At 60.5% G+C, this 19,422-nt stretch carries 18 protein-coding genes and 3 pseudogenes; 13 read left to right on the top strand and 8 right to left on the bottom strand.

The features are described 5' to 3' along the window. A partial coding sequence (locus tag CQ12_RS29490; protein ID WP_157088564.1) for an EAL domain-containing protein occupies positions 1-417 on the top strand: 417 nt, incomplete at its 5' end. Positions 418-606: 189 nt separating this feature from the next. Here CQ12_RS29490 and CQ12_RS44310 read toward each other — a convergent pair. Further along, positions 607-759 (bottom strand): annotated as a pseudogene (locus tag CQ12_RS44310) (IS3 family transposase); the annotation flags it as partial. 215 nt (positions 760-974) lie between these two features. Here CQ12_RS44310 and CQ12_RS29500 point away from each other — a divergent pair. From CQ12_RS29500 to CQ12_RS29510, 3 genes are all read left to right on the top strand, one after another. Continuing rightward, complete coding sequence (locus CQ12_RS29500; protein ID WP_245310234.1) at positions 975-1,436, top strand: transposase; 462 nt, start codon at positions 975-977, stop codon at positions 1,434-1,436. Positions 1,437-1,539: 103 nt separating this feature from the next. Beyond that, positions 1,540-1,674 (top strand): hypothetical protein, encoded by a 135-nt coding sequence (locus CQ12_RS47290; protein WP_283807422.1) that lies wholly within the window; start codon positions 1,540-1,542, stop codon positions 1,672-1,674. A 545-nt stretch (positions 1,675-2,219) separates the two neighbouring features. Further along, on the top strand, positions 2,220-2,645 hold the full coding sequence (locus CQ12_RS29510; protein WP_245310229.1) for a tyrosine-type recombinase/integrase: 426 nt from the start codon (positions 2,220-2,222) through the stop codon (positions 2,643-2,645). A 294-nt stretch (positions 2,646-2,939) separates the two neighbouring features. On the opposite strand, the pseudogene CQ12_RS29515 reads toward CQ12_RS29510, so the two are convergent. Together CQ12_RS29515 and CQ12_RS46820 are read right to left on the bottom strand one after the other, a co-directional pair. Continuing rightward, positions 2,940-3,269: pseudogene (locus CQ12_RS29515) on the bottom strand (transposase); the annotation flags it as partial. Positions 3,270-3,394: 125 nt separating this feature from the next. Further along, positions 3,395-3,613 carry a transposase gene (locus CQ12_RS46820; protein WP_283807423.1) on the bottom strand — a complete coding sequence of 73 codons (219 nt, stop codon included), beginning with the start codon at positions 3,611-3,613 and terminating at the stop codon, positions 3,395-3,397. Between the two features lie 780 nt (positions 3,614-4,393). Between CQ12_RS46820 and CQ12_RS29525 the strand changes: the two genes are divergently transcribed. Further along, complete coding sequence (locus CQ12_RS29525; protein ID WP_057838895.1) at positions 4,394-5,620, top strand: cytochrome P450; 1,227 nt, start codon at positions 4,394-4,396, stop codon at positions 5,618-5,620. A 786-nt stretch (positions 5,621-6,406) separates the two neighbouring features. Here the strand turns inward: CQ12_RS29525 and CQ12_RS47805 are convergent. Further along, positions 6,407-6,664 (bottom strand): annotated as a pseudogene (locus tag CQ12_RS47805) (ATP-binding protein); the annotation flags it as partial. An 836-nt stretch (positions 6,665-7,500) separates the two neighbouring features. Between CQ12_RS47805 and CQ12_RS29530 the strand changes: the two are divergent. The 5 genes from CQ12_RS29530 (at position 7,501) to CQ12_RS29555 (ending at position 14,084) form a co-directional block, all read left to right on the top strand. Next, the gene (locus tag CQ12_RS29530; protein WP_057838806.1) at positions 7,501-8,274 is read left to right on the top strand and encodes an outer membrane protein; all 774 of its coding nucleotides are present in this window, start codon (positions 7,501-7,503) and stop codon (positions 8,272-8,274) included. A gap of 414 nt (positions 8,275-8,688) precedes the next feature. Next, the gene (locus CQ12_RS29535; protein WP_057838807.1) at positions 8,689-9,351 is read left to right on the top strand and encodes a ParA family protein; all 663 of its coding nucleotides are present in this window, start codon (positions 8,689-8,691) and stop codon (positions 9,349-9,351) included. Then, a complete protein-coding gene (locus CQ12_RS29540) occupies positions 9,320-10,351 on the top strand; it encodes a hypothetical protein (protein WP_157088566.1) in 1,032 nt (343 codons plus the stop codon). The genes CQ12_RS29535 and CQ12_RS29540 overlap by 32 nt, the downstream gene beginning before the upstream one ends. A gap of 2,045 nt (positions 10,352-12,396) precedes the next feature. Then, a complete protein-coding gene (locus tag CQ12_RS29550; RefSeq protein WP_057838810.1) occupies positions 12,397-13,221 on the top strand; it encodes a helix-turn-helix domain-containing protein in 825 nt (274 codons plus the stop codon). A 50-nt stretch (positions 13,222-13,271) separates the two neighbouring features. After that, positions 13,272-14,084 carry a helix-turn-helix domain-containing protein gene (locus tag CQ12_RS29555; protein WP_057838811.1) on the top strand — a complete coding sequence of 271 codons (813 nt, stop codon included), beginning with the start codon at positions 13,272-13,274 and terminating at the stop codon, positions 14,082-14,084. Between the two features lie 32 nt (positions 14,085-14,116). On the opposite strand, the gene CQ12_RS29560 is transcribed toward CQ12_RS29555, so the two are convergent. Further along, on the bottom strand, positions 14,117-14,311 hold the full coding sequence (locus tag CQ12_RS29560) for a hypothetical protein (protein WP_057838812.1): 195 nt from the start codon (positions 14,309-14,311) through the stop codon (positions 14,117-14,119). 69 nt (positions 14,312-14,380) lie between these two features. Between CQ12_RS29560 and CQ12_RS29565 the strand changes: the two genes are divergently transcribed. Beyond that, positions 14,381-14,632 carry a hypothetical protein gene (locus CQ12_RS29565; RefSeq protein ID WP_057838813.1) on the top strand — a complete coding sequence of 84 codons (252 nt, stop codon included), beginning with the start codon at positions 14,381-14,383 and terminating at the stop codon, positions 14,630-14,632. 87 nt (positions 14,633-14,719) lie between these two features. On the opposite strand, the gene CQ12_RS29570 is transcribed toward CQ12_RS29565, so the two are convergent. Next, positions 14,720-15,514: a thioesterase family protein gene (locus CQ12_RS29570; protein WP_057838814.1), complete on the bottom strand. Its 795-nt coding sequence runs from the start codon at positions 15,512-15,514 to the stop codon at positions 14,720-14,722. Positions 15,515-15,676: 162 nt separating this feature from the next. Between CQ12_RS29570 and CQ12_RS29575 the strand changes: the two genes are divergently transcribed. Continuing rightward, positions 15,677-16,342, top strand: coding sequence for a DsbA family oxidoreductase (locus CQ12_RS29575; RefSeq protein ID WP_057838815.1), 666 nt, complete (start codon positions 15,677-15,679; stop codon positions 16,340-16,342). A gap of 161 nt (positions 16,343-16,503) precedes the next feature. Further along, positions 16,504-17,142, top strand: a complete 639-nt coding sequence (locus CQ12_RS29580) for an NIPSNAP family protein (RefSeq protein ID WP_057838816.1) — start codon at positions 16,504-16,506, stop codon at positions 17,140-17,142. A 9-nt stretch (positions 17,143-17,151) separates the two neighbouring features. Here CQ12_RS29580 and CQ12_RS29585 read toward each other — a convergent pair whose 3' ends face one another. Both CQ12_RS29585 and CQ12_RS29590 read right to left on the bottom strand, forming a co-directional pair. Next, the gene (locus CQ12_RS29585; RefSeq protein WP_057838817.1) at positions 17,152-18,090 is read right to left on the bottom strand and encodes a cupin-like domain-containing protein; all 939 of its coding nucleotides are present in this window, start codon (positions 18,088-18,090) and stop codon (positions 17,152-17,154) included. Then, on the bottom strand, positions 18,090-19,271 hold the full coding sequence (locus CQ12_RS29590; protein WP_057838818.1) for a GNAT family N-acetyltransferase: 1,182 nt from the start codon (positions 19,269-19,271) through the stop codon (positions 18,090-18,092). Before CQ12_RS29590 ends, CQ12_RS29585 begins: the two co-directional genes overlap by 1 nt. Positions 19,272-19,422 lie beyond the last annotated feature (151 nt).

A 19,422-nucleotide genomic window follows, 5' to 3' on the forward strand; every position in this document is an offset into this window, starting at 1 on the left:
GCGGGCGTCCGCATCGCGCTCGATGATTTCGGAACAGGTTATGCTACGCTTAGCCAGCTGCTTTCGTTTCGTCTCGACAAGATCAAGATAGACCGCAGCTTCGTGTCGCAACTTGACGACAGTACCGACAGCCGGGTGATCGTTCGTGCTATCCTTGGCCTTGCCAAGGGACTCGGCTTGACGACTACCGCCGAGGGCGTCGAAGACGCAGGCCAGCTGGGCTTTCTGGTAGTCAATGGTTGCACAGAAGGACAAGGCTACCTGTTCAGTGATGCCGTCCCAGCCGCCGGTATCCATGCGCTGCTCAATCGCGAATCCGGCCGCACGACGGTCGCTGAAGATGGAAGAAGAAGCCTGGATGCGCGAGTCGACGCGCTCGTTTGTTCGGAGCGGATTGGCAACAAGACGCATCTATGACGGCTTCTCGAGCATGATCCAGAGAAGTGGATATCGGTTTTCCGGGAAGGTCACGCTCAAACAAGAAGATAGAGGAGGACGACGGTTCGAAGATCAGCCGTTACGCTCCAAACCCGCCGATGGGGATGAGCTGTCGTCCAGATGAATTCCGGGCCATCGCGGACCGGGCAGAGGAACGGGGCGGCCTCGTTCGAGGTCGCCGGGCAGGTAGTAGTAGTTATCCAGCAGAATGCGGTTCTTGAGGGCCTGGTACCAACGCGCGATCTTTCCCTGGGTCAGGGGATGACACGGCGCGCCGCGTACATGTCGCATGCCTTTCTTCTCGAGCCACCTGGCCAGATCCATCGTAAGCGTCGTTTTGAACCCACCTTCTCGTGACGCGAGAGATCAGCGAGGTTCACGATTTCTTTGAAGGGATCGGCTCGTGTCTATGCTTGACCATACGCTTAAGTCGGACGCGGCGGCGCGCCGGCTCGAAGTGATCACGGAGACGGGGCGCGCGCGCACGACGTCGTTGGTTCTCCAAGGATGACAAGGCCCGGATTGTCGAGGAGACGCTGGCACTAGGTGCGGTCGTTTCCGACGTCGCCCGGCGACATGGGCTAACGCCCCAACAAGTGTTCACTTGGCGCCGCCAAGCGCGCCAAGTGCCGCCGGTAACGGTTGATGAGCTGAGTTTGTACCTGCTGTGGTCGACACACCGGCCGCGACCGTCGCCCCGGAGCACGAGGCACGCCGATCCAAGGCCAAACCAAGTAGCGGGAGTATCGAGATTGAGATCGATGGCGCTACCATCCGGGCCGGCCGTGGCGCGCGGACGCGGCCATGATTGCTGCCATCGTTCATGCGCTGAAGGCGCCCCGGTAATCAGCCCGTCCCGAGCAGTCCGGGTGAAGGTGGCGACTAAATCTGTAGACTTCCGCAAGGGGATGGAAGGGCTTGCGGCTTTGGTGCGTGAGAGCATGCGGGCTGCCCCCCATTTATGTGTCGGACGAGATTATGTGGCGGAGGCGCCCTAACGCCTGCCTGGGCCGGCCACGCCAAGGTTCTTCCGCCACATAATATTTGGTGCCTCTCGCGCGGACGCGGGATCCCCCTGCGCCGCAACACCAGAGGGGCACAATGCTCGAGTTCTATTTTCCGTATCGCGGGGTGCTCAAGCGCCTTCGTGACGGGGCGCTCGGCGCCGAGATGGATCGCATCGCGGCCACTTTTTCTCACTCGGTTACAAGCAAGCATCCGCTAAGCTTTATCTGAGCCGGATTGCGCGGTTCAGCCATTTTGCTGCGGCACATTGCGGTTCACGGCCGATCGGCGAAGCTATCGTCGATCGCTATCTACGCACGTTCATCCCGGACTCGCCGCGGATTGCAGCAGTGTCCGCGCTTCAACACGCGCGGCGGGTGGCGCCCGAACGATTCGTTGCCTCGGCGCCCAGTGTAGTCGATGGTCCGGACGCCCCACTTTTCAGCTCCTTTTCGGACGATCTAAGCAGGGTACGAGGCCTTGAGCCAAAGTCTCGCGATGGCGTTCTCTTGGGCGCGCGGCGCTTTCTCGATTGGCTCCGCCATCGCCACCCCGGCCAAGACCTCAAGGCGTTGATGGCGGAGCATGTCCTTGCTGCCGTCGAGTATCGGCTGTCGCTCTCGGCGACCTCCGCCACTCGCACGGCGGCGACTTCTCACATCCGAACGTTTCTCCGCTTTCTGCATTGGGCTGGCCACCACGAGCAGGATCTGGCCTCCGTTGTTCCAAGAACGTCCCTTGGCGTCTGGCCCATTTGCCGCCCCGGCTTTCGTGGGATGATGTTCGCCGCGCCATCGATGCTATCGGCAAGGCGACGCCGATCGACCTTCGCGATCCGGGCCGTCCTGCTGCTGCTCGCCACCACAGGCATTCGCAACGGCGAGCTGCGCGCGCTTCAGTTCCAGGATATCGACTGGCGAGCTGGCGAGATTTTTGTCCGGCGCACCAAGGGCAAGCGTGACCGGGTGGCACCGCTTCTCGAGGAGGCCGGCGCCGCGCTCGCCAATTACATCCTGCGGGCTCGACCGAAGGTCGATATTTCATATCTGTTCCTGTCCTTCACGTCGCCCGTGGGACCGTTCACGTCTGCGTCGCCGGTTTCGAGGATCGTGCGGAAGCGGTTGCGGCATGGCGGGGTCGCGCTCGGTCGCGTCGGTTGGCCGACCAAAGGAAAAGTCCCCTGCACGATAGGGACAACTTGATCAATCCGCACTCTTCCGTTCAATGGATTAAGTACCACCCTGTTACTTTCTATCGTTGAATATCCTTGGAGCGATTTTGGCTGTCGGCTGGATCTCAACATCCGTTCCTCAAGCCGCTCTTGCCAATCAAACCACGCTGTCCGATTGCATCATGCTGTGGCGGTCTGGTAGCGCTCAAGCGAAGTGCTGTAATACAGTTCCTCCATTCTCCTGAATATTTCGGCCAGACGGCGGAAGGGATCCGGAGCCAGATTCTCCATATCTTTGTCCAGCAGCCACTCACGATCGAGCAGGCCGCCGTTCCGACAGGCTCATGACGGCCTGCAGATGGGCGACCGCAGCGCGCTTGGCGGCGGCCCCTACCATTTTTGTGAAAGCAGCTCGCGAAGGGCGGCCGTGTCGAGCATCTGCTCGGCCAGAAGCGTCTTCAGCTTCGCGTTCTCCTCCTCCAAGGCCCTCAGCCGTTTCGCCTCGGAAACGTCCATGCCGCCGAATTTGGCCTTCCAATTGTAGATCGTCGCTTCGGAGATACCATGCTTGTGGCCAGGTCCGCCGTCTTCGCCCCACCTCATGCTCCTTCAATGCCGCGAGAATCTGCTCCTGTATTCGGTCTGCTTCTGTCAATCCCTTAAGAACACGCGCCGCGGTACCTTGCTTCTGTTCGTGGTCGGCAAAGCGGCCACATGATGGGATTCGGTTGAATGGTCGGTTCAAGCTCTTCGGCGTAGTCAGCCGCCTGGAGGTGGACGCTACGACTTCATCGGAGACCATCGGGTTGATGGCCTGAGAACAACGTTGGCAGCTTCGAACAGGGCCGTGCGCGTCTCTCCATCTCCGACTTTTGTGATCCGTCCCACCCGATCAATCTCGCCAGATTGGTATCGCCGGGGCGTCAACCCGAGATAGGCGCCCACGGATTGGGAAGGCAGGAATCGCCTGGGAACGTCCGCAGTGGAGCGGAAGGTCAACGCAGAGAGGCCGGGTCGATCCCCGCATCGTCATCAAGAGCCGACATGCCGGGTCACTGCGCACGGCCTTCAGTACCAGACGATGCAGTCGGGCGTGCTCCCGCATCAGCGCTTCGCGTCCGGCAAGCAGCGGATTCATGAGCGCCTCCAGCATGACGTCATCGCCATCTAACTCACGAACTCGCATCGCGAACAGAGTCCGCGAGACGATTCCGACTTTGAGACCGAGCGGACGCAGAAGTCGTCGGATGACTTGCTTTGCGGCAGCGATGGAGCGGATGATATGCTTGCTAGTAGCCGCCACCGTCCGACCCTTTGGCCGCCGATGCTCTTGACGTGAACAGGCTTGAACCACCCCGTTCTCACCACCTGCGCGATTCCATGGGCGTCGTTCCGATCGGTCTTGACTGGCATGGCCGAAAGTGCCGCCTTGACTTGGCGGGCTTCCAAACTGACGCGCGCCAGCCATCGAGACTCGTTGACCTGCAAGAAGCGGATTCGATCCTTGCTGCGCTCCCAATGGTAGGTCCTCATTCCCGAGCCTCACCCAGGCTTCGTCGATTGGCGGAAATCAGAAATGTCTCACCGAGACACGCGCCCCATCCTAGACGGCACCTAGAAAGTCGATGCGATCCTTACTATCGGATATGGTAGGGGGGACTGCCTGCAATTTGGGATACTCTGGTCGAGCGACGACCCGCTCGCAACCAAAATGCCACGCCAGCTCGAACCATGAGTCGAGGCTTGTGCATCCGTAAGGCCTTATCTGCGGACACGATCATGAAAACGCGATTGGCGGACTGTAGAGGCGGCGATGCGTGTCATATTCCGCTGAGCAATCTGGATGTAAGCGAAGCCAAGCGCTTTCAAGATGATAGCATATGGGACTGTTTCGAGCGGTTGCGGATGGAAGATCCCGTTCACTACTGCCAAAACAGCGCTTATGGTCCATATTGGTCCCTAACGAAATACCGAGACATCGTAGCTGTAGAAACAAATCACAAAACATTCCCGTCGGAACAGGGCGTCACTATTGTCGACGTGCCTGACAAGCACTGGACTCCGAGTTTCATCAAAATGGGTCCTCCTAAACATGGCGAGCAGCGCAATACCGTAAGTCCGATAGTCGCACCGGAAAACCTGATGAAACTCGAAGACTTGATCCGCCGTCGGATAAGGACGATTCTGGACGGCTTGCCGCGTAACGATGACTTCAATTGGGTGGACATGGTTTCTATTGAATTGACGACGCAGATGCTCGCCACGCTATTCGACTTTCCATTCGAGGATCGGCGGCTTTTGACCTATTGGTCGGACGCAGCTGTTGGCCATGAGATCGACAGTTGGGACAAGCGAAGCACGATCTTGTCCGAATGCTTGGAGTATTTCACGCGACTTTGGAACGAGCGCATCAATGCCGAGCCACGCGTCGATCTGATTTCGATGATGGCGCACTCGCCCGCAACTCGCCATATGGAGCCGAGTGAGTTTCTCGGGAATCTGATTCTGCTGATCGTGGGGGGAAATGACACCACACGCAATTCGATTACCGGCGGCGTCCTGTTCATGAACCAATACCCTTCCGAGCTGCGAAAACTACGCGATAATCCCAATCTCGTGTCGAGCGCGGTCTCCGAGATTATTCGATATCAGACGCCCATCGCACATATGCGCCGCAACGCCGCTGCCGACGTCATCGTAGGTGGGAAACAAATCAGGAAGGGCGACAAGGTCGTCATGTGGTACATCTCCGGTAACCGCGACGAAGAGGTCATCGGGAACGCCAACAGCTTCGTCATCGATCGCAGGAACGTGCGGCAGCACCTCTCGTTCGGATTCGGTATCCACCGCTGCGTTGGTCGACATCTTGCGGAGCTGCAGTTGAAAGTCCTCTGGGAAGAACTCTTGAATGCACGGTTGGAGGTCAAAGTTGTCGGCGAACCGGAGCGAATTGCGTCCAATTTTGTGCACGGTTATTCTGTTCTCCCTGTGCAGATTGCAGCTTAGGCTGTGATGCTCTGACTTGGGAGCCGCCATGCGGCACGGTTTCCGATCCCCTTTGGCCCCTCTCGCCGCATCGCGGTGCTGTCTGGATGGTGCGGGAAACAAAGCGGACGTCACCGTTGAAGGCATGCCTCGCCGAAAAGGTACTGGCTCTGGCCGCCGGTGGGATCGGATGCTGCTGTCTTACGGCGTCTTACCGTGCGGGCGCTCCCGGTGCAAGCGATGCCTCTCGGAGCCGTTCAAAACCGCCACACCCTTGAGCGCAAACGGAAGGCCGCGCAACCTAAACCCGCGCTGCTCCTGAAGTGGTCATAAGGCGCTGTCTCTACGAGCGCAAGACGCGTTACGTCTGTTCGGTCACAAACATACTCTGTTCGATGATCGACATAGCCACCTTGACCCGCGTCAAACAATCGCGCGGCTCTTGTGTGGGCGCCGGCGTCACAACACTCGGTCGGTTCGGGCGGCATCAGCGGCTACAGTACCGCGGCTGGTGAAGAATTAGCGATCAAAGGCCGCTCGACAGCTCATTAGCAGCGCAGAGATCACGTAAAGCATCGACCCACGCTCCGTACCTGAAGTTCGGATCCCGAGAGTTGCCTTCGCCTAATCACCGCAAGCCGCTCGCTCGCTACAGCGCTATGGAGCGCGCGCTTCGCGAGCGGCTTGCTTGGACTCGCGGCAAGCCGAATCCAGGAACAAGGGGATCCGCTTCGGTAACATTCTCATCGGAGGCAAAAAGAGGGGGCAGTTTTCCATGGCGCGCGACATTTGGCCATTGGCAATCTAGCGCGCGCCGGCAAGCTCGCGTACCTGCTTGGGATCTAGGGACGGCTGGGCCGAGAAGTGGGAAGCCGAAGAGATCGCGAACGAACGGGAAGCGAGCACGTTTGCGGGTCATTTCGATGCGCCGCTCGTCCTTGCGGGCAATATCAGGCTCGCACAGCAGCACCAGGGTCTCGCGTAGGCTCAGCTCTAGTCGGCCGGCCTCGTCAATAGCCCATCCAGCTGATCGCGGACAGCGGTCAGCTTCAGGCGCGTCAGCATATAGCCCGGGCGATCGGCATAGCGGCGCGCATCAAAAACCTCCTACCACAATCGCCTCGTACTCCCCGAGCGGACGCAGCAGCCCGGCGATGAGGGCGACTAGAACAAGCGCGCCGTGAAGCACCGTTGCGCGGTCCCTGCCAATTTTGGCTACCCTCATGCGGTTGGCGTAACTGGGCATGTGTTGTGAAAAGGGACTCGCGGGTCTTTCCTTCGTCTGCAATGCTAAGCGACCAGCTTAGACCTCGGCGAGTAACAGGCCGCCCACGAATCCGGGTAGGTGCGGGCGCAGTCCTTTCTGCGATACAACTCGCCGGTGTCCCCGCGCTCACCGTCACTGGGGAGCGCGGTGGTCGGCTTTGCTTCCAGAGCGGCAAGCCTGGCCGCCGCTGGCGGCGCGGGCGCGGTGGGGACAGCGTCGGTCGCATGTTTCCCGACGCCGATTCGCGCTCGCGCTTTCTCCTTCGGGCCAATCAATGGCCACTCGTAAGATGGACGCGAGCCGGTTTCGGTCACGCGAGGGGCGCGTGCATTTGGCGCGACGAGGCGGGCGAGAACCCGCAATGAGGACGCCGTGACCGGTTTCGCCTTGTGATTAGGTGGGCCGACTACAACGATACGCCACCCCACTCTCAGCGGGCTTTGAAGGACAAACGGCGATCGAAACTAGTGGGCAGAAGCATCCACTGACGAAACGACATGCCCTTTGGTCCGTCCGACGTCTGCTCAGGCTCAGTCAACTATCAACCTTGGGAATTGATGGTGAAGATGGTCACATGGCAATCTTGGTCTTATAGAGCGTCAGCGGAAACAGAAACAGAAGCTGGATTTAGAGAATGAAGAAAGCCTTGCTGGGCACGATAGCTTTCATTGCACTGGCCGCTCCTGCCTCTGCCGCTGATCTTGCCGCGCGGCCCTACGTCAAAGCCCCCCCGCCGGTCGTTCCAATCTATGATTGGAGCGGCTTCTACATCGGCATCAATGGCGGCGGTGGCTCCGCTCATCAATGCTGGGACGTGGTCAACGCCGGCGGCGTGGTCGTCGCTCCGCCCGTTGGCATGGGGTGCCATAAAGCGACCGGAGGCACGGTCGGCGGTCAAATCGGCTATCGCTGGCAAATAGCGAACTCGGTGTTTGGCTTGGAGGCTCAGGGTAACTGGTCCGATTTCAAGGGTTCCAACGCCAATCTCGCTTTCGCAGGCGTCCAGAATGAATCCAAGCTTGACGCATTCGGCCTATTCACGGGCCAAGTCGGTTATGCCTGGAATAACGTGCTGCTCTACGTGAAAGGTGGAGCTGCGGTCGTGCGTGACAAATACCGGGTTTTCGATTTTGCGTCTGGGCTAACGATCGACAATGGCAGCGAAACTCGTTGGGGCGGCACGGTAGGGGCGGGCGTTGAATTTGGCTTAGCTCCGAACTGGTCCATCGGTGTTGAGTACGATCACCTATTCATGGGTCATCGGGACGTGGACGTCTTTCTTACACTCGGACTCGTGGGTCGCCCGGCGGGCGCTTTTGACGGGACTGCCCGTATCGGTCAAGACGTCGATATCGGTTTGGTCCGCGTGAATTACCGCTGGGATGGCGCGGTCGCCACGACATATTGATCTTCCCGATCTTCGCCAAAACGGAGGCGTTTCACACCTTGAAAACCTTTGTGTGTTGCTCCTGTCTCAAGCTAGTATTCATAATGATGTATGCCATTTTCCGGAACGACGAGGATGTATGAGGCGCGAGAATGAGGTTCACATGGCATCAGTCTCGCTTCGACATCGCGGAAAACGCCCTCGCTGTAGTTCTGGGGTATGTCCAGCTTGAGCGGACTGGCCGCCATCTTTAACCGCTCGGGGCTTGGGCGTGGCATGAGGTCGGTGACCTACCACTCGCTGTCGTGAAGGCGCATCAAGAGCGGGGCGTGGAACACACAACCAAATCAAGGCCCACCCACTAACGATATACCTGGTAGGCTCAATTCTTTCGACGAATCGTTTCATGTCATTGTCATCCGGGACGCGCAGGCGATGTATGTCCTTGCTCTGGTCACCCAAAAAGGCGGAAGCGGCAAGAGCACGCTGGCGGTCGGAATTGCAGTCGCAGCCATGCCGAACGGGGAGCGCGTCGCAATTGTCGAGGCGGATTCACAAGGCACGATTTCAAAATGGAAAGAGCGACGCGGCCATCCCTATCCGCGCGTCGTTCGGGTATGCGATCCTGCCGAAATAGAAAGCGCGCTCGTTAGCCTCGAAGCTGAGGGGATCTGGCTTACTGTCATCGATACGGCCGCCACTAGCAATGCATTGGCCATGCGCGCCATCGCGATGGCCGATATTTGCCTGATCCCGGTGCGTCCGAGTCCGGCCGATATCGAAGCTGCGATACCGACGCTGATTGCTATTCGTAGGCTCAACCGCCGATTTGGTTTCGTCCTTAATCAGACGCCACCGCGGGGCTGCCGCTTGAGTGAAGCTGCAACGTCGCTCAATTCGCTCGGTGTGCTTGCGTTTCCCTATGTCGGACAACGCAATGATCACCAGGACGCGCTCGGGGCAGGATTAGGCGTGACCGAGTTTGCACAAGAGGGAAGAGCCTCGGAGGAAGTTCATGAGTTGTGGCGCTGGGTCTTGAAAGAGCTTGTGGAGGGGTCATTAGGTCGTGGGCTACAGGCAAAAAAGGCGGCGTGCTAGCCATACGCGCTGCGCGCGACGCTCTCTGCTGGAGCTTACCGCGGCGGCGAGCCGAGCCGTTGACGATGGTCTGTTTGCTGCGTCCAGCGGGATTGCTGCTTCCAACCCGCGATCGGAGCACACAGGCAAGAAGACGTTTGATCAAACAATCCTTGCAACGCAAGCGACGGTTCCGAATCCCGTTGCGGTGCTTGGGTCTCAGAATGCGGCGGCGCTGCGCAAGAAGGAACTCCTAGACTCCAACACTACCACCGAGCTCCTGGTGAAGATCACCAACGACTATCAAAACATAGCTCTTGAAAACGTCACAGCAAGCCTGGATGCTGCGTTGGACCATGCAAAGGACCTGGTAGAGACACGCGTGGGAGGCGAAGCGGCATCGAAAGACATCAGCGGCTCCCGTCTTGAAAGCAATTTTTTGACCGTCGTCAAAGAAGCCGCAACGGAGTTCCGCGCGGATGCGGCCGAATTGATTGTGCAGAAGGAACCAGCTGACAGCGGAGGGCAACCGCAACTGCAATACATGCGCCGGCTCACCGACGAGGCGGTCAGATTGTTGGACGATCTTCGGAGCGGCAAACTGGAGAATCAGGCGAACTTCATCCTGAGCGAATGCTTCAGAGAGGCCGCCACCGCGTTCTCTATGATCAATCAGCAGCTCAAGCGGGACGGCTATGCCGCGAGCATTGATCCATCAATCTTCATCTGGCTTGCCAATATCGCCGAACCGGAGACGCGCGACACCGGGACCATGCGGCTTGAGATCGTACCCAACCACCGAGGTCGGCCGAGCACGTACGCGCGCCAGGTCGCTCAATTCATCTGGAACCTAGTCGAGGGGCAGGGCTGCCGGCGACAGGCCGCATATCGGGGGGCGCTCACGAAGTTCACCATAAGCGCGAGTTTCGCCGAGACGGCCTATGCCTTTTGGGAGCCGATCTTCAAACGGGCGGGACCGCACGTGAAGATGCTGACCCGCATTTCAGATCCAGAAATGTAAAGCTAAGCAGCGCGGGCATTTGGCGTCTGATTTGACTCGATCTGCGCACACCGGCCGCCACGATCAAGGCACGATGGATTTGCGAGCAGGCACATCAGCAGTTCATCCTTCGATCGCCGTCTCAGCAGTGCCCGTACTGCCGAAAACAGCTCCTTGGAAAGCCGTGGCGCAAAGCGCTCTGTCCGGGAATGCGCCCGCCGATGGTGGTATGGATACGCGCTAGCCTTGTGGGCGGAAACGCGCTCACAGCAACAAAATCAACGGATTAGAAGATATTCTGTGCTTTGGGTCCAGGAAGCTTGCTGTCAGGCAGCTAACCTAGGAACTTGGCGTTCGATCAATTGCAAGAATCGGTGGTTGCGAGTCCGCGATTTGAATTTGTCCCAAGAATGACCACGAGACATCGAGCGTGATCGCGGGCTTATGCTGAACTTGGACGAAGTTGTGCCAGTGCTTCTTCGCGTAAGCGGGCTGGGCCGCTCGCCATGAGGGGCGCGGGCAACACGAGCGTCCCTTCCTTTACCGGGCAAATTTGGAGGGGTACAATCCGGTGACGCTTCAATGCACGGCGAGGCGCGGCCGAGTCGGACGCGGTTTGAAGACTTAGTCGGTTTTCAGCGGCAATGCTCTGATCGAAATGACTCGGACGAGCGACCCGTGGAATAACCACGTGCAGCGACCGCCTGGATCTTATCTGACAACTGATGACACAGGACATTACACTACAAGACGCGATGAAGCGCCTTGAGCAACACTTTGTGTCTCGCGAGGGAATGCTCACGCATACGCTTACGATGCTGTCGACATCGGGCCAGCCGACGGATGTCACGTTCTATCGACGAAAGCCGATATTAGGCGTCCGCGTCAGTACAAAGCTCGGTGCGGCTCGTCTCTATGGGCTCGAAAACCATGTTCCTCGCCTGCTTAGACGCATCGAAACCGAATCCCCCATTTGATTGCATTTCCGGGAAGGGTAGAGCACAGAGATGGCCTCTCAGAGAATATTGACTGTCGTAGTTGGGTCGAACGACCGTCATGCCGGACGTGCTTGAGGAGCGCGCTCAGGCAGAGGAAGGCGTTTCGGCCGTCTGGCGCCATCAGCCTGGCGTCGTGCCGCTCGATTGAGTGATCGTTTCAGCCCCGATGGAGCCTTGGCATTGCTCGATGAAACGTGCCGAGCGCCGCATCGATCGGCGGGACATCCAGTCAGCTGCACGTTGTCGGAACGTAATGGCCGCCATTTGGATCATTTCAGATTTGGGTGCCGAGCCGAGCGGATAGCAGCGTCTGTCAGCCTTGGTGCGAGGGAATGCGGTTATCCGAATTAGGTTCATCGTTAGCCGCTCGTGTCGCGTGGCTTGCGCGCAACCGCGACATGCTTTCGATGCACTCAACCTCGTCTCTCAATTTCTTTAGTTCAAGATAGATTTTGGCGAAGTTGGAATTTGCAGCGATCGCCGGTGCAGGGCTTTTGAGCGTATGCAGCCGCGAGAGAGGCTCGCGATACCATCGCGGAGAACCGTGATGTCCAGTCGACATCCTCGGGCGAGCACCGGCGAGGACCGGGAAAACCTTTATGACGAAATCACCGACAACATCATCGCTGAGCTCGAAGCGGGCGTGTGTGCTATGGGTTCGGCCTGGGGACCGCGGCGGCGAAGGTGCCCTCGTCGAAGCTTTTGGCCATGCCATTGGGCCTGCACGCCACGATGCGAGGCCGGGCAGATGTCGCAAGCCCAAGCCTGCTGATCAATGCCGCCGACGCCAGCGCAGGCCCGATAGAGCCGACGCGGACGTCGCCATGGTGGACGTTCCAAGCCTCTTGGCGGGGGGCGGGATGGAGGCGGCCTGAGGGCTGGGCACGCTGGCCAATCGGATCGCCAAGATTTTTTGTTGTTTGCAGTTCACTGCGGGGTGTTGGTATTTGTGTTGGTATCGGTGAGCGTGGGAGAAAGAAAATCCTAAGATTTCAGTCGGTTAGATATCAATATCCACTACCTCGGACGTAATGGAATGGGTGAAATTCGCATGGTAGGTTTTCCACCATGAACGCACATGCTGCCACGGCGCGAGCCGAACGAACCCAACCCGTCCATATCGGCGATCACTTGCGCGAATGGCGGCAGCGCCGCCATCTGAGCCAGCTCGATCTGGCGGGAGATGCCGAAATATCCGCGCGTCACCTCAGTTTTGTCGAGACCGGCCGCGCCGCGCCGTCGCGCGAAATGGTGCTGAAGCTCGCCGAACGATTGGAGGTTCCCTTGCGTGAACGCAACGTGCTCCTGGTCGCCGCCGGCTTCGCGCCGGCTTTTCCGCAGCGCTCGCTGGACGATCCCGCGCTGAAGTCCGCCCGTCAGGCGATCGACCTCGTGCTGAAGGCGCATGAGCCCAATCCGGCGCTGGCCTATGACCGCCACTGGAATCTGGTGACGGCCAACCGCATGGTGGCGCCGCTGCTCGAAGGTATTCCGGCGCGATTGCTCGGGCAGCCCATCAATATTCTGCGGCTCGCCTTCCATCCCGAAGGGTTTGCGCCGCGCACGGTCAATCTCGCCGAATGGAGCGCACATCTGCTGGAGCGGCTGCATCGCCAGTGCGAGGCGACGGCCGACCCCGAATTGCTCAAGCTGTATCAGGAGCTGAAGGCCTACAAGATGCCGGCGCGGTCCGGTCCGATCTCGGCCGACAATGTCGCGATCCCCTTCAAGCTGCGGAGCGCGGGCGGTGAGGTGCTGAGCTTCATCTCCACCACCATGGTGTTCGGCACGCCAGTCGACATCACGCTGCAGGAGCTGGCGCTGGAGACGTTTTTCCCCGCCGACGACCTCACCGCCGAGCGGATGCGGCAGATGGCGGCCAGTCTGGCATAATCCGTTGACTCGCGGTTTACAGCGGCGCACTCCCTTCGCATAATCGCCGCATGGACTCGCGCCAACATGCACCGCTGCCGATCAATCCCGTCGGCGACCTCCTGCGCGGCTGGCGCAACCGCCGTGCCATGAGCCAGGCCGATCTCGCGTTCGAAGCCGGCATCTCGATCAAGCATCTGAGCTACGTCGAAACTGGCAAGGCCGCCGGCAGCCGCGACATCCTGCTGCAACTGGCGTCCGCGCTCGGACTTTCCTTACGCGATCGCAACGCGCTGCTGGAGGCCGGCGGCTTTGCCCGGCAATATGGCGAACGCGATCTCTCCGCGCCCGAAGTCGCCGACGCCAAGCGTGCGATCGATCTGCTGTTGCGGCGGCACGAGCCGTTTCCGGCCATCGTCACCGACCGCCGCTGGAACGTGATGCAGGCCAACCGCGCAGCCACGCGGCTGATGACGATGCTGCTCGGCGAAGCGCGGATGACGCGGCCGCTCAATCACATGCGGATGTTTCTTGCCCCCGACGAATTGCGCCCATTCGTCGTGGACTGGCCGGATGTCGCCGCCGCGCTCTTGGCGCGCGCCCGTCACGAGGCAATGGCCGCACCGCTCGATCTGGCCCTGCAATCGACCTGGCGCGAACTATTGAAGCTGCCTGATGTCGCAGCTCCCCAGCTCAACGAAGCCGATGCGCCGGGACCGTTGTGCGAGGTGCGCCTGAGAAAGGGCGACGTCAGCATCGGTCTGATCGGCGCGGTGCTGACGCTGGGAACGCCGCAGGACGTCACGCTGCAGGAATTGCGCGTGGAGATGTTCATGCCGGCGGACGAAGGATCGGAAGCGATGCTTGTAAAACTGGGGCGTTGACTCACTGGCACGCCGCCACTGGCCGACTGATGTCAGCTTGCCAGATAGTTGGCTGTGATGCCGTCATTTCGGGTCGAGAAGCGCCGATGTTGCTTGCTCAGAACCGCTCGACCATGTTGCGTGCGGTACCGGACAACCAGCACTTCCTGGAGCACCGAGGCTCTGTGAAATGTGAACAGCTTGGCGGCTTCTGTCGCGCTGAAGACGGTTTGGAACAAGAAAATCATGAGACGGCTTGGAACACAAACCATCATGGTGGGTTGACTCGACTTCCCTAAAATCAAGGGAGAACGACCATGAAACTTGCGACATTGGCATTGGCTTCTGTGTTCGCACTCTCAAGCACGTTCGCGCTTGCACAGACAAAGCAACAATACACAAGTCAGCAGAAGTACAAGTCGGGCCAAAAGTACAGGTCGGGCGTCAATACCAACCAAGGTACGGTCGGCATGGGTCGCGGCAGCTACGGTCAGTATCAGTACTACGGCAACCCGAACAATAGAGGCGGCCTGGTTGGCGGCGCGGACGCCGGTACCTACAGGCCGTAAGAGTAGGCGCCGCTTTTCTGCGGGGCGTTTTTTAATCCGGAATGCGCACAAAAGCGGACGTCGGTCGACCGCTCTGTATGTGTGGGTTCAGGACGCCTGAGCCTGCGCGGCGCGGCGTTCAAAGGTCATGGCCTGCAACACTTCGGCAAAGGGGCCCTTGCGGTCGCTCAGCGTCGCCATGGTCAGCCCCGCGCCGTTGGCGCCTGCACGCGTGCGCGAGCGGATCAAGATCCATTCGCCCTCCGGCGGGCGGAAGAAATAGAGGCTGATCTCGGGGTTGATGAAGGTCCATTCGCGCATGTCGACGATCTGGCCGACGCCGCTGGCAAAATCCGCCGCCTGCACCGCCTGCAACAGCGGCGTGTTGCTCTCTCCCTCGACCATGGGCACGTCGAGCCGCATCCACGCTGCCGCAGGGCCGGGCTTTTCCAGCGCGCCTTCGATCAATCGAACCGAGACGTTCTGGAAATAGCGGCTCCATTTCTGTGCGAAGGCGGGCGGCGGCGCACCCGTTTCCGGCGCGGCGTCACCGGCATCTTTCGAGAACGGATCGGCTGGCGACTCGCTGCCTTGCGCCGTCAACAGCGCCGTGCAGCGGCCGATCTCGACGTCGCTGTCCAGCAGGCGCACCTGGATGGTCTTGGCCTTGCGGCCGTCGCGCAGCATCTCGGTTTCAACGCCAAAGGCGCGCAGCCCGGCCGGGCGCCAGAGATCGAAGGTGAGGCGGCGGACCGCAAAGCCCGATGCATTGGCCAGCCGCTCGACCTCGCGCGTCATCAATGCCGTGGTCGCGCTGCCCTGCAGCATATCCGGCGACCATGGCCCGCCGGCGTGTTCGGTGGCACGAAACAGGGGGCCTTCCGGCGTGAAAATGGCGGTCATATGCAGGGCTCCGCGGTTAAAATCGATGCTTGGAGTTCTAGAAAGGCCGGCCGCCCGCCACAATAACCGCGGAGGTGAAGTGATATGAGACATGCGGCGATTGCCCTTGTCTCCTCGCCCGATCAGACTACCTTCCGGCCATCATTCTGCGAGGAGACCCCGATGAGTACCTTAAAGCCCCTCAAGATCGACATCGTCTCCGACGTGGTCTGCCCCTGGTGCTACATCGGCAAGCGCCGGATCGAGAACGCCCTGGCGCTGGTGCCGGATGTTCCGGTCGAAGTGCGCTGGCGGCCGTTCTTCCTCAATTCCTGGGTGCCGCGCGAGGGCATCAGCCGCGACGAATATCTCACCGCCAAATTCGGCTCGGTCGAAGCCTACAAAGGCATAGCCGGTCGCGTCGTGGCGGCCGCAGGCGAGGAGGGGCTGACCTACCGGCCTGAACTGGTGAAGCGCCAGCCCAATACCATCGATTGCCACCGGCTGATCCATTGGGCCGAGGCCAAGGGCAAATCGGCCGAGATGAAGCAGCGGCTGATGGAATTGTACTTTCGCGATGGCGGCGATCTCACCGACGTCAACGTGCTGGTGCAGGCCGCGGCTGAGGTCGGCCTCGATGCCGACGACGTGCGCAAGCGCCTCGCAACCGATGAGGATGTCGCGATGATCTCCAGCCAGGCGCAGGAAGCCTCCGACAAGGGTATCTCCGGCGTTCCCACCTTCGTGTTCGCGCAGAAATATGCGGTGTCCGGCGCCCAGCCCGTCGAGCAACTCGCCCGCGCGATCCAACAGGTCTCGGCTGAGATCAACGCGCAGGCGGCGGAGTAAGCGAGGGTTCTTCTCCCTCGCCCCGCTCTTGCGGGGTCGAGACGAGCGAAAGCTCGCTCTGGAGGGTCGGAGTGAGGGGCTTCTCTCCGCAAGCGCAGCGTAGCGGTTGACAATGAGTGTCGCCCCGACAACGAACAAGCAGCAAAACCAGGGGAGGCGTCATGATCTACGAACTGCGAACTTACACCGTAAAGCCCGGCACGCTCGGCGACATGATCAAGGCCGCGAGCACGATATCGCGCGAGATCCGCAAGGACGATTACGGCAAGCTGGAAGGCTATTGGTCGACCGAGATCGGGCCGCTCAATCAGGTCCTGCACATGTGGAGCTACAACAGTTTCGACGAACGCACGAAGATGCGGGCGGAGCTGGCCAAGAACCCGCGCTGGACCGGTGAGTATGTGCCGCTGATCCGTCCCTTGCTCGTCCGTCAGGAGGTTCGCCTGATGAACGCGGTAAGGCCCCCGGTTGCCCCGGCATCGACGGGCAATGTCTACGAACTCCGCAACTATCGCGCCAAGGCGGCGGGCGGCCTCAAGCAATGGCTGGATGCGTTCACCGGTGTGCTGCCGGAGCGTGAGAAATATTCGAAGATTGTAGGCCTTTGGACGACCGAAGCGGGACAGCCGAACGAGGCCTGCCACATCTGGGCCTATCCCAGCCTGAACGCCCGCGCCGAAGCGCGGGGCAATGCGATGAAGGATCCGGCGTGGCAGGAATTCCTCGGCAAGGGGCCGGGCTTCCTCGAGGAAATGCACTCAACCATCATGCTGCCGGCGCCGCACTCACCGCTGCAGTGAGGTGGTCGCTCAGGCGCCCTTCAGATAATAATTCGCCCGCTTTCCCAATGCGATCCGCCGCAGCACGCGGCGTATCGTCATGGAGGAGCCCAGCGGCTTGACTGCAGTCGTTACCGTTCGATAGCACGCAAGCTTCAGCGCATCGAGCCCCGGCTGCTTGCCGGGCGGCTGCTGCGGCAGGCCGATGCCGCGCAGCATCGAATTGAAGAGGTGCAAATCGTTCATCCGCCGCATTTCGCGCGTCCTCCAGGTGATCGCGATCGAGATCGAGAATGAACCGGCGGTGCGCACCCAGTGCGGCCACTGATACGGCACGTAGCAGCCGTCGCCGGCAAACAGGTGAAATTCCGTGCCACGCGGCGCGATGCTCTCGTCGTATTTCAGGTTGCGATGCTTGGTCATCGAGCGCTCGATCTCGTCATCGGAAACGATCGAGCGGTCGGTATTGTCGAAGATGGTGAAGAATTTTTCGCCGTGGATGTGCACGAAGAAATTGTCTTCGCTGTCGAGATGGAACGGCGTGGTCGAATTCGGCGAGGACACGAACAGGAAGCCCTCGACCTGCTCGAAGCCGGCATCGAGCAGGCTGTTGAAGCCGCGGGCGCGGGCGACCGACAGCAGCGTGTCCTCCAGCAATGCCCGGTATTCCGGCGAATTCTCGACGCGCTTGAGCACCATCCATGCGCCGGCGGTTTCGATGCTTCGTACGACCTCGACAGGGTCGAGATCGACGGTGGGGGTCGCATCCGGATCCTGACTGATGGCGACCTTGCCGGAATTGTATTCGATCAGGTCGCGCGGCAATTCGGAGGCCAATTGCGCGATGCGTGGCAGCGTCAGCAGTGGATGGCTGGCGAGTTTGTGGCGGATCGCGAAGGGCCTTAGCGGGAAATCGCGACGGAGTGCGTCGTGCTCGGCCGTAATCACCGGTGCAATGGACGTATTCATTAGTATTTCTCCTTCCGTGCTCCGATGAAATGAACGAGGCGGCGCGCCGACTTGCGGATGGCGCCGCGCCAGCCGAGCGCAGTACGAATCAGCGACACAACGGGATCGTTCCGCCGCAGCGGGACCAGCACGTCGCCGATCGCAAGGCGCCCACGCCAGATCGGGTTGATCATGGGATGGTCGGGGGCCGCGGTGGAATCCACCATCGAGATATCAGGATCGGCGCAGAGGTGTCGGGTCAGATCCAGCGTCAGTTGCACGCCCGGCGAAAATTTCGCAAAGCGCTCGTCGACGCCGAGCTTGAAGTAGAAGGCGCGGTCGTGGTGGCGCAGCACAATTGCCGCGGCCACCGGCGTCTCGCCGGCGTGCAAGGTCACGATTTCGCACTGGCCGGTCTCAGCCAATGCAGGAATCGCGCGCCGGATGAAGGCCGCGTCGCCCTCGTGCTGGCCAAGCGCAGTGCCACGCTGGCCCTTCCAGCCGCTTGCTTCCAAGTTCAGGAATGTTTCGAGAGCGGTGGCGGTTTCGGCGGGGGTGCGCGCCGCCTCGAACCGGATGGCGCCATGCTCGGCGAGACGATTGCGCTGGCGACGCAGTTCTTTCAGCTTCTTTGCGCCCAGCGCCTCGCGCAGCACTTCGTCGGCATCAGCCGTGGCGTCGAGGCAGGCGCGGACATACGATTGTAGCACCAGCGGCTGCATGCCGTCGCGATGCAGCACGTCGGCGAAGGCTGTCATGGCCGGGCCATCCAGTGAAGTGGCGCGGAGGATCAGCGCATGCGCGCCGGCCTGCCGGGCCCGTCGCAGCATGCTCGTCACGGCTTCCTCGGCCATATCGGCGTCGAGGAGCGGCGTACAAAGCGTGCCGTAGGGATCGGCGCTGACCAAGGCGGGGAGCGGGATCCAGTGGGAGCGCCACATCGAGATCACCGGCACCAGCCCGATCAGGCGGGAGGCATCGTGCCACGCGCCGAGCGCGGCGGCATCGAGGCGACCTCGCGCCGAGGCGTTCACCGCCAATTCCCATTCGGGCAGGTAGTAGCCGTTCGGCTCGGAGGCGCGCTCGGAAAGAGCGCGCCATTGAACGGCCGGCACGTCGGCCAGCGGCGTCAACGTGTCGCAGGCCTTTGCTTCCGTGCTTGGCGCGCGGCGAACTATCGATGTGTCGGCAATCCCTGCCACTTCTCTGCATCCGCTCGCGATTTTTTGCGGCCGGTGGCCCGCTGTTTGTCGCGTTCTTCCGGCGATGCTAACGGGTAGATGTGGAAAATAGCGTTGTAGCGACGCTCGGATTTGAACGGTCACGTTAACGGATTGTTCAGCCTGATGCCAC

The organism is Bradyrhizobium jicamae (genome assembly GCF_001440395.1).
GTDB classification, from domain to species: domain Bacteria; phylum Pseudomonadota; class Alphaproteobacteria; order Rhizobiales; family Xanthobacteraceae; genus Bradyrhizobium; species Bradyrhizobium jicamae.

What these genes read in the sequence shown, in the direction of transcription:
- CQ12_RS29550 (WP_057838810.1), top strand. Translation starts at nt 12,397, where the DNA reads ATGAACGCACATGCTGCCACGGCGCGAGCCGAACGAACCCAACCCGTC.
- CQ12_RS47290 (WP_283807422.1), top strand. Translation starts at nt 1,540, where the DNA reads ATGCTCGAGTTCTATTTTCCGTATCGCGGGGTGCTCAAGCGCCTTCGT.
- CQ12_RS29555 (WP_057838811.1), top strand. Translation starts at nt 13,272, where the DNA reads ATGGACTCGCGCCAACATGCACCGCTGCCGATCAATCCCGTCGGCGAC.
- CQ12_RS29570 (WP_057838814.1), bottom strand. Translation starts at nt 15,514, where the DNA reads ATGACCGCCATTTTCACGCCGGAAGGCCCCCTGTTTCGTGCCACCGAA.
- CQ12_RS29510 (WP_245310229.1), top strand. Translation starts at nt 2,220, where the DNA reads ATGATGTTCGCCGCGCCATCGATGCTATCGGCAAGGCGACGCCGATCG.
- CQ12_RS29560 (WP_057838812.1), bottom strand. Translation starts at nt 14,311, where the DNA reads ATGATTTTCTTGTTCCAAACCGTCTTCAGCGCGACAGAAGCCGCCAAG.
- CQ12_RS29580 (WP_057838816.1), top strand. Translation starts at nt 16,504, where the DNA reads ATGATCTACGAACTGCGAACTTACACCGTAAAGCCCGGCACGCTCGGC.
- CQ12_RS29530 (WP_057838806.1), top strand. Translation starts at nt 7,501, where the DNA reads ATGAAGAAAGCCTTGCTGGGCACGATAGCTTTCATTGCACTGGCCGCT.
- CQ12_RS29535 (WP_057838807.1), top strand. Translation starts at nt 8,689, where the DNA reads ATGTATGTCCTTGCTCTGGTCACCCAAAAAGGCGGAAGCGGCAAGAGC.
- CQ12_RS29565 (WP_057838813.1), top strand. Translation starts at nt 14,381, where the DNA reads ATGAAACTTGCGACATTGGCATTGGCTTCTGTGTTCGCACTCTCAAGC.
- CQ12_RS29575 (WP_057838815.1), top strand. Translation starts at nt 15,677, where the DNA reads ATGAGTACCTTAAAGCCCCTCAAGATCGACATCGTCTCCGACGTGGTC.
- CQ12_RS29585 (WP_057838817.1), bottom strand. Translation starts at nt 18,090, where the DNA reads ATGAATACGTCCATTGCACCGGTGATTACGGCCGAGCACGACGCACTC.
- CQ12_RS29525 (WP_057838895.1), top strand. Translation starts at nt 4,394, where the DNA reads ATGAAAACGCGATTGGCGGACTGTAGAGGCGGCGATGCGTGTCATATT.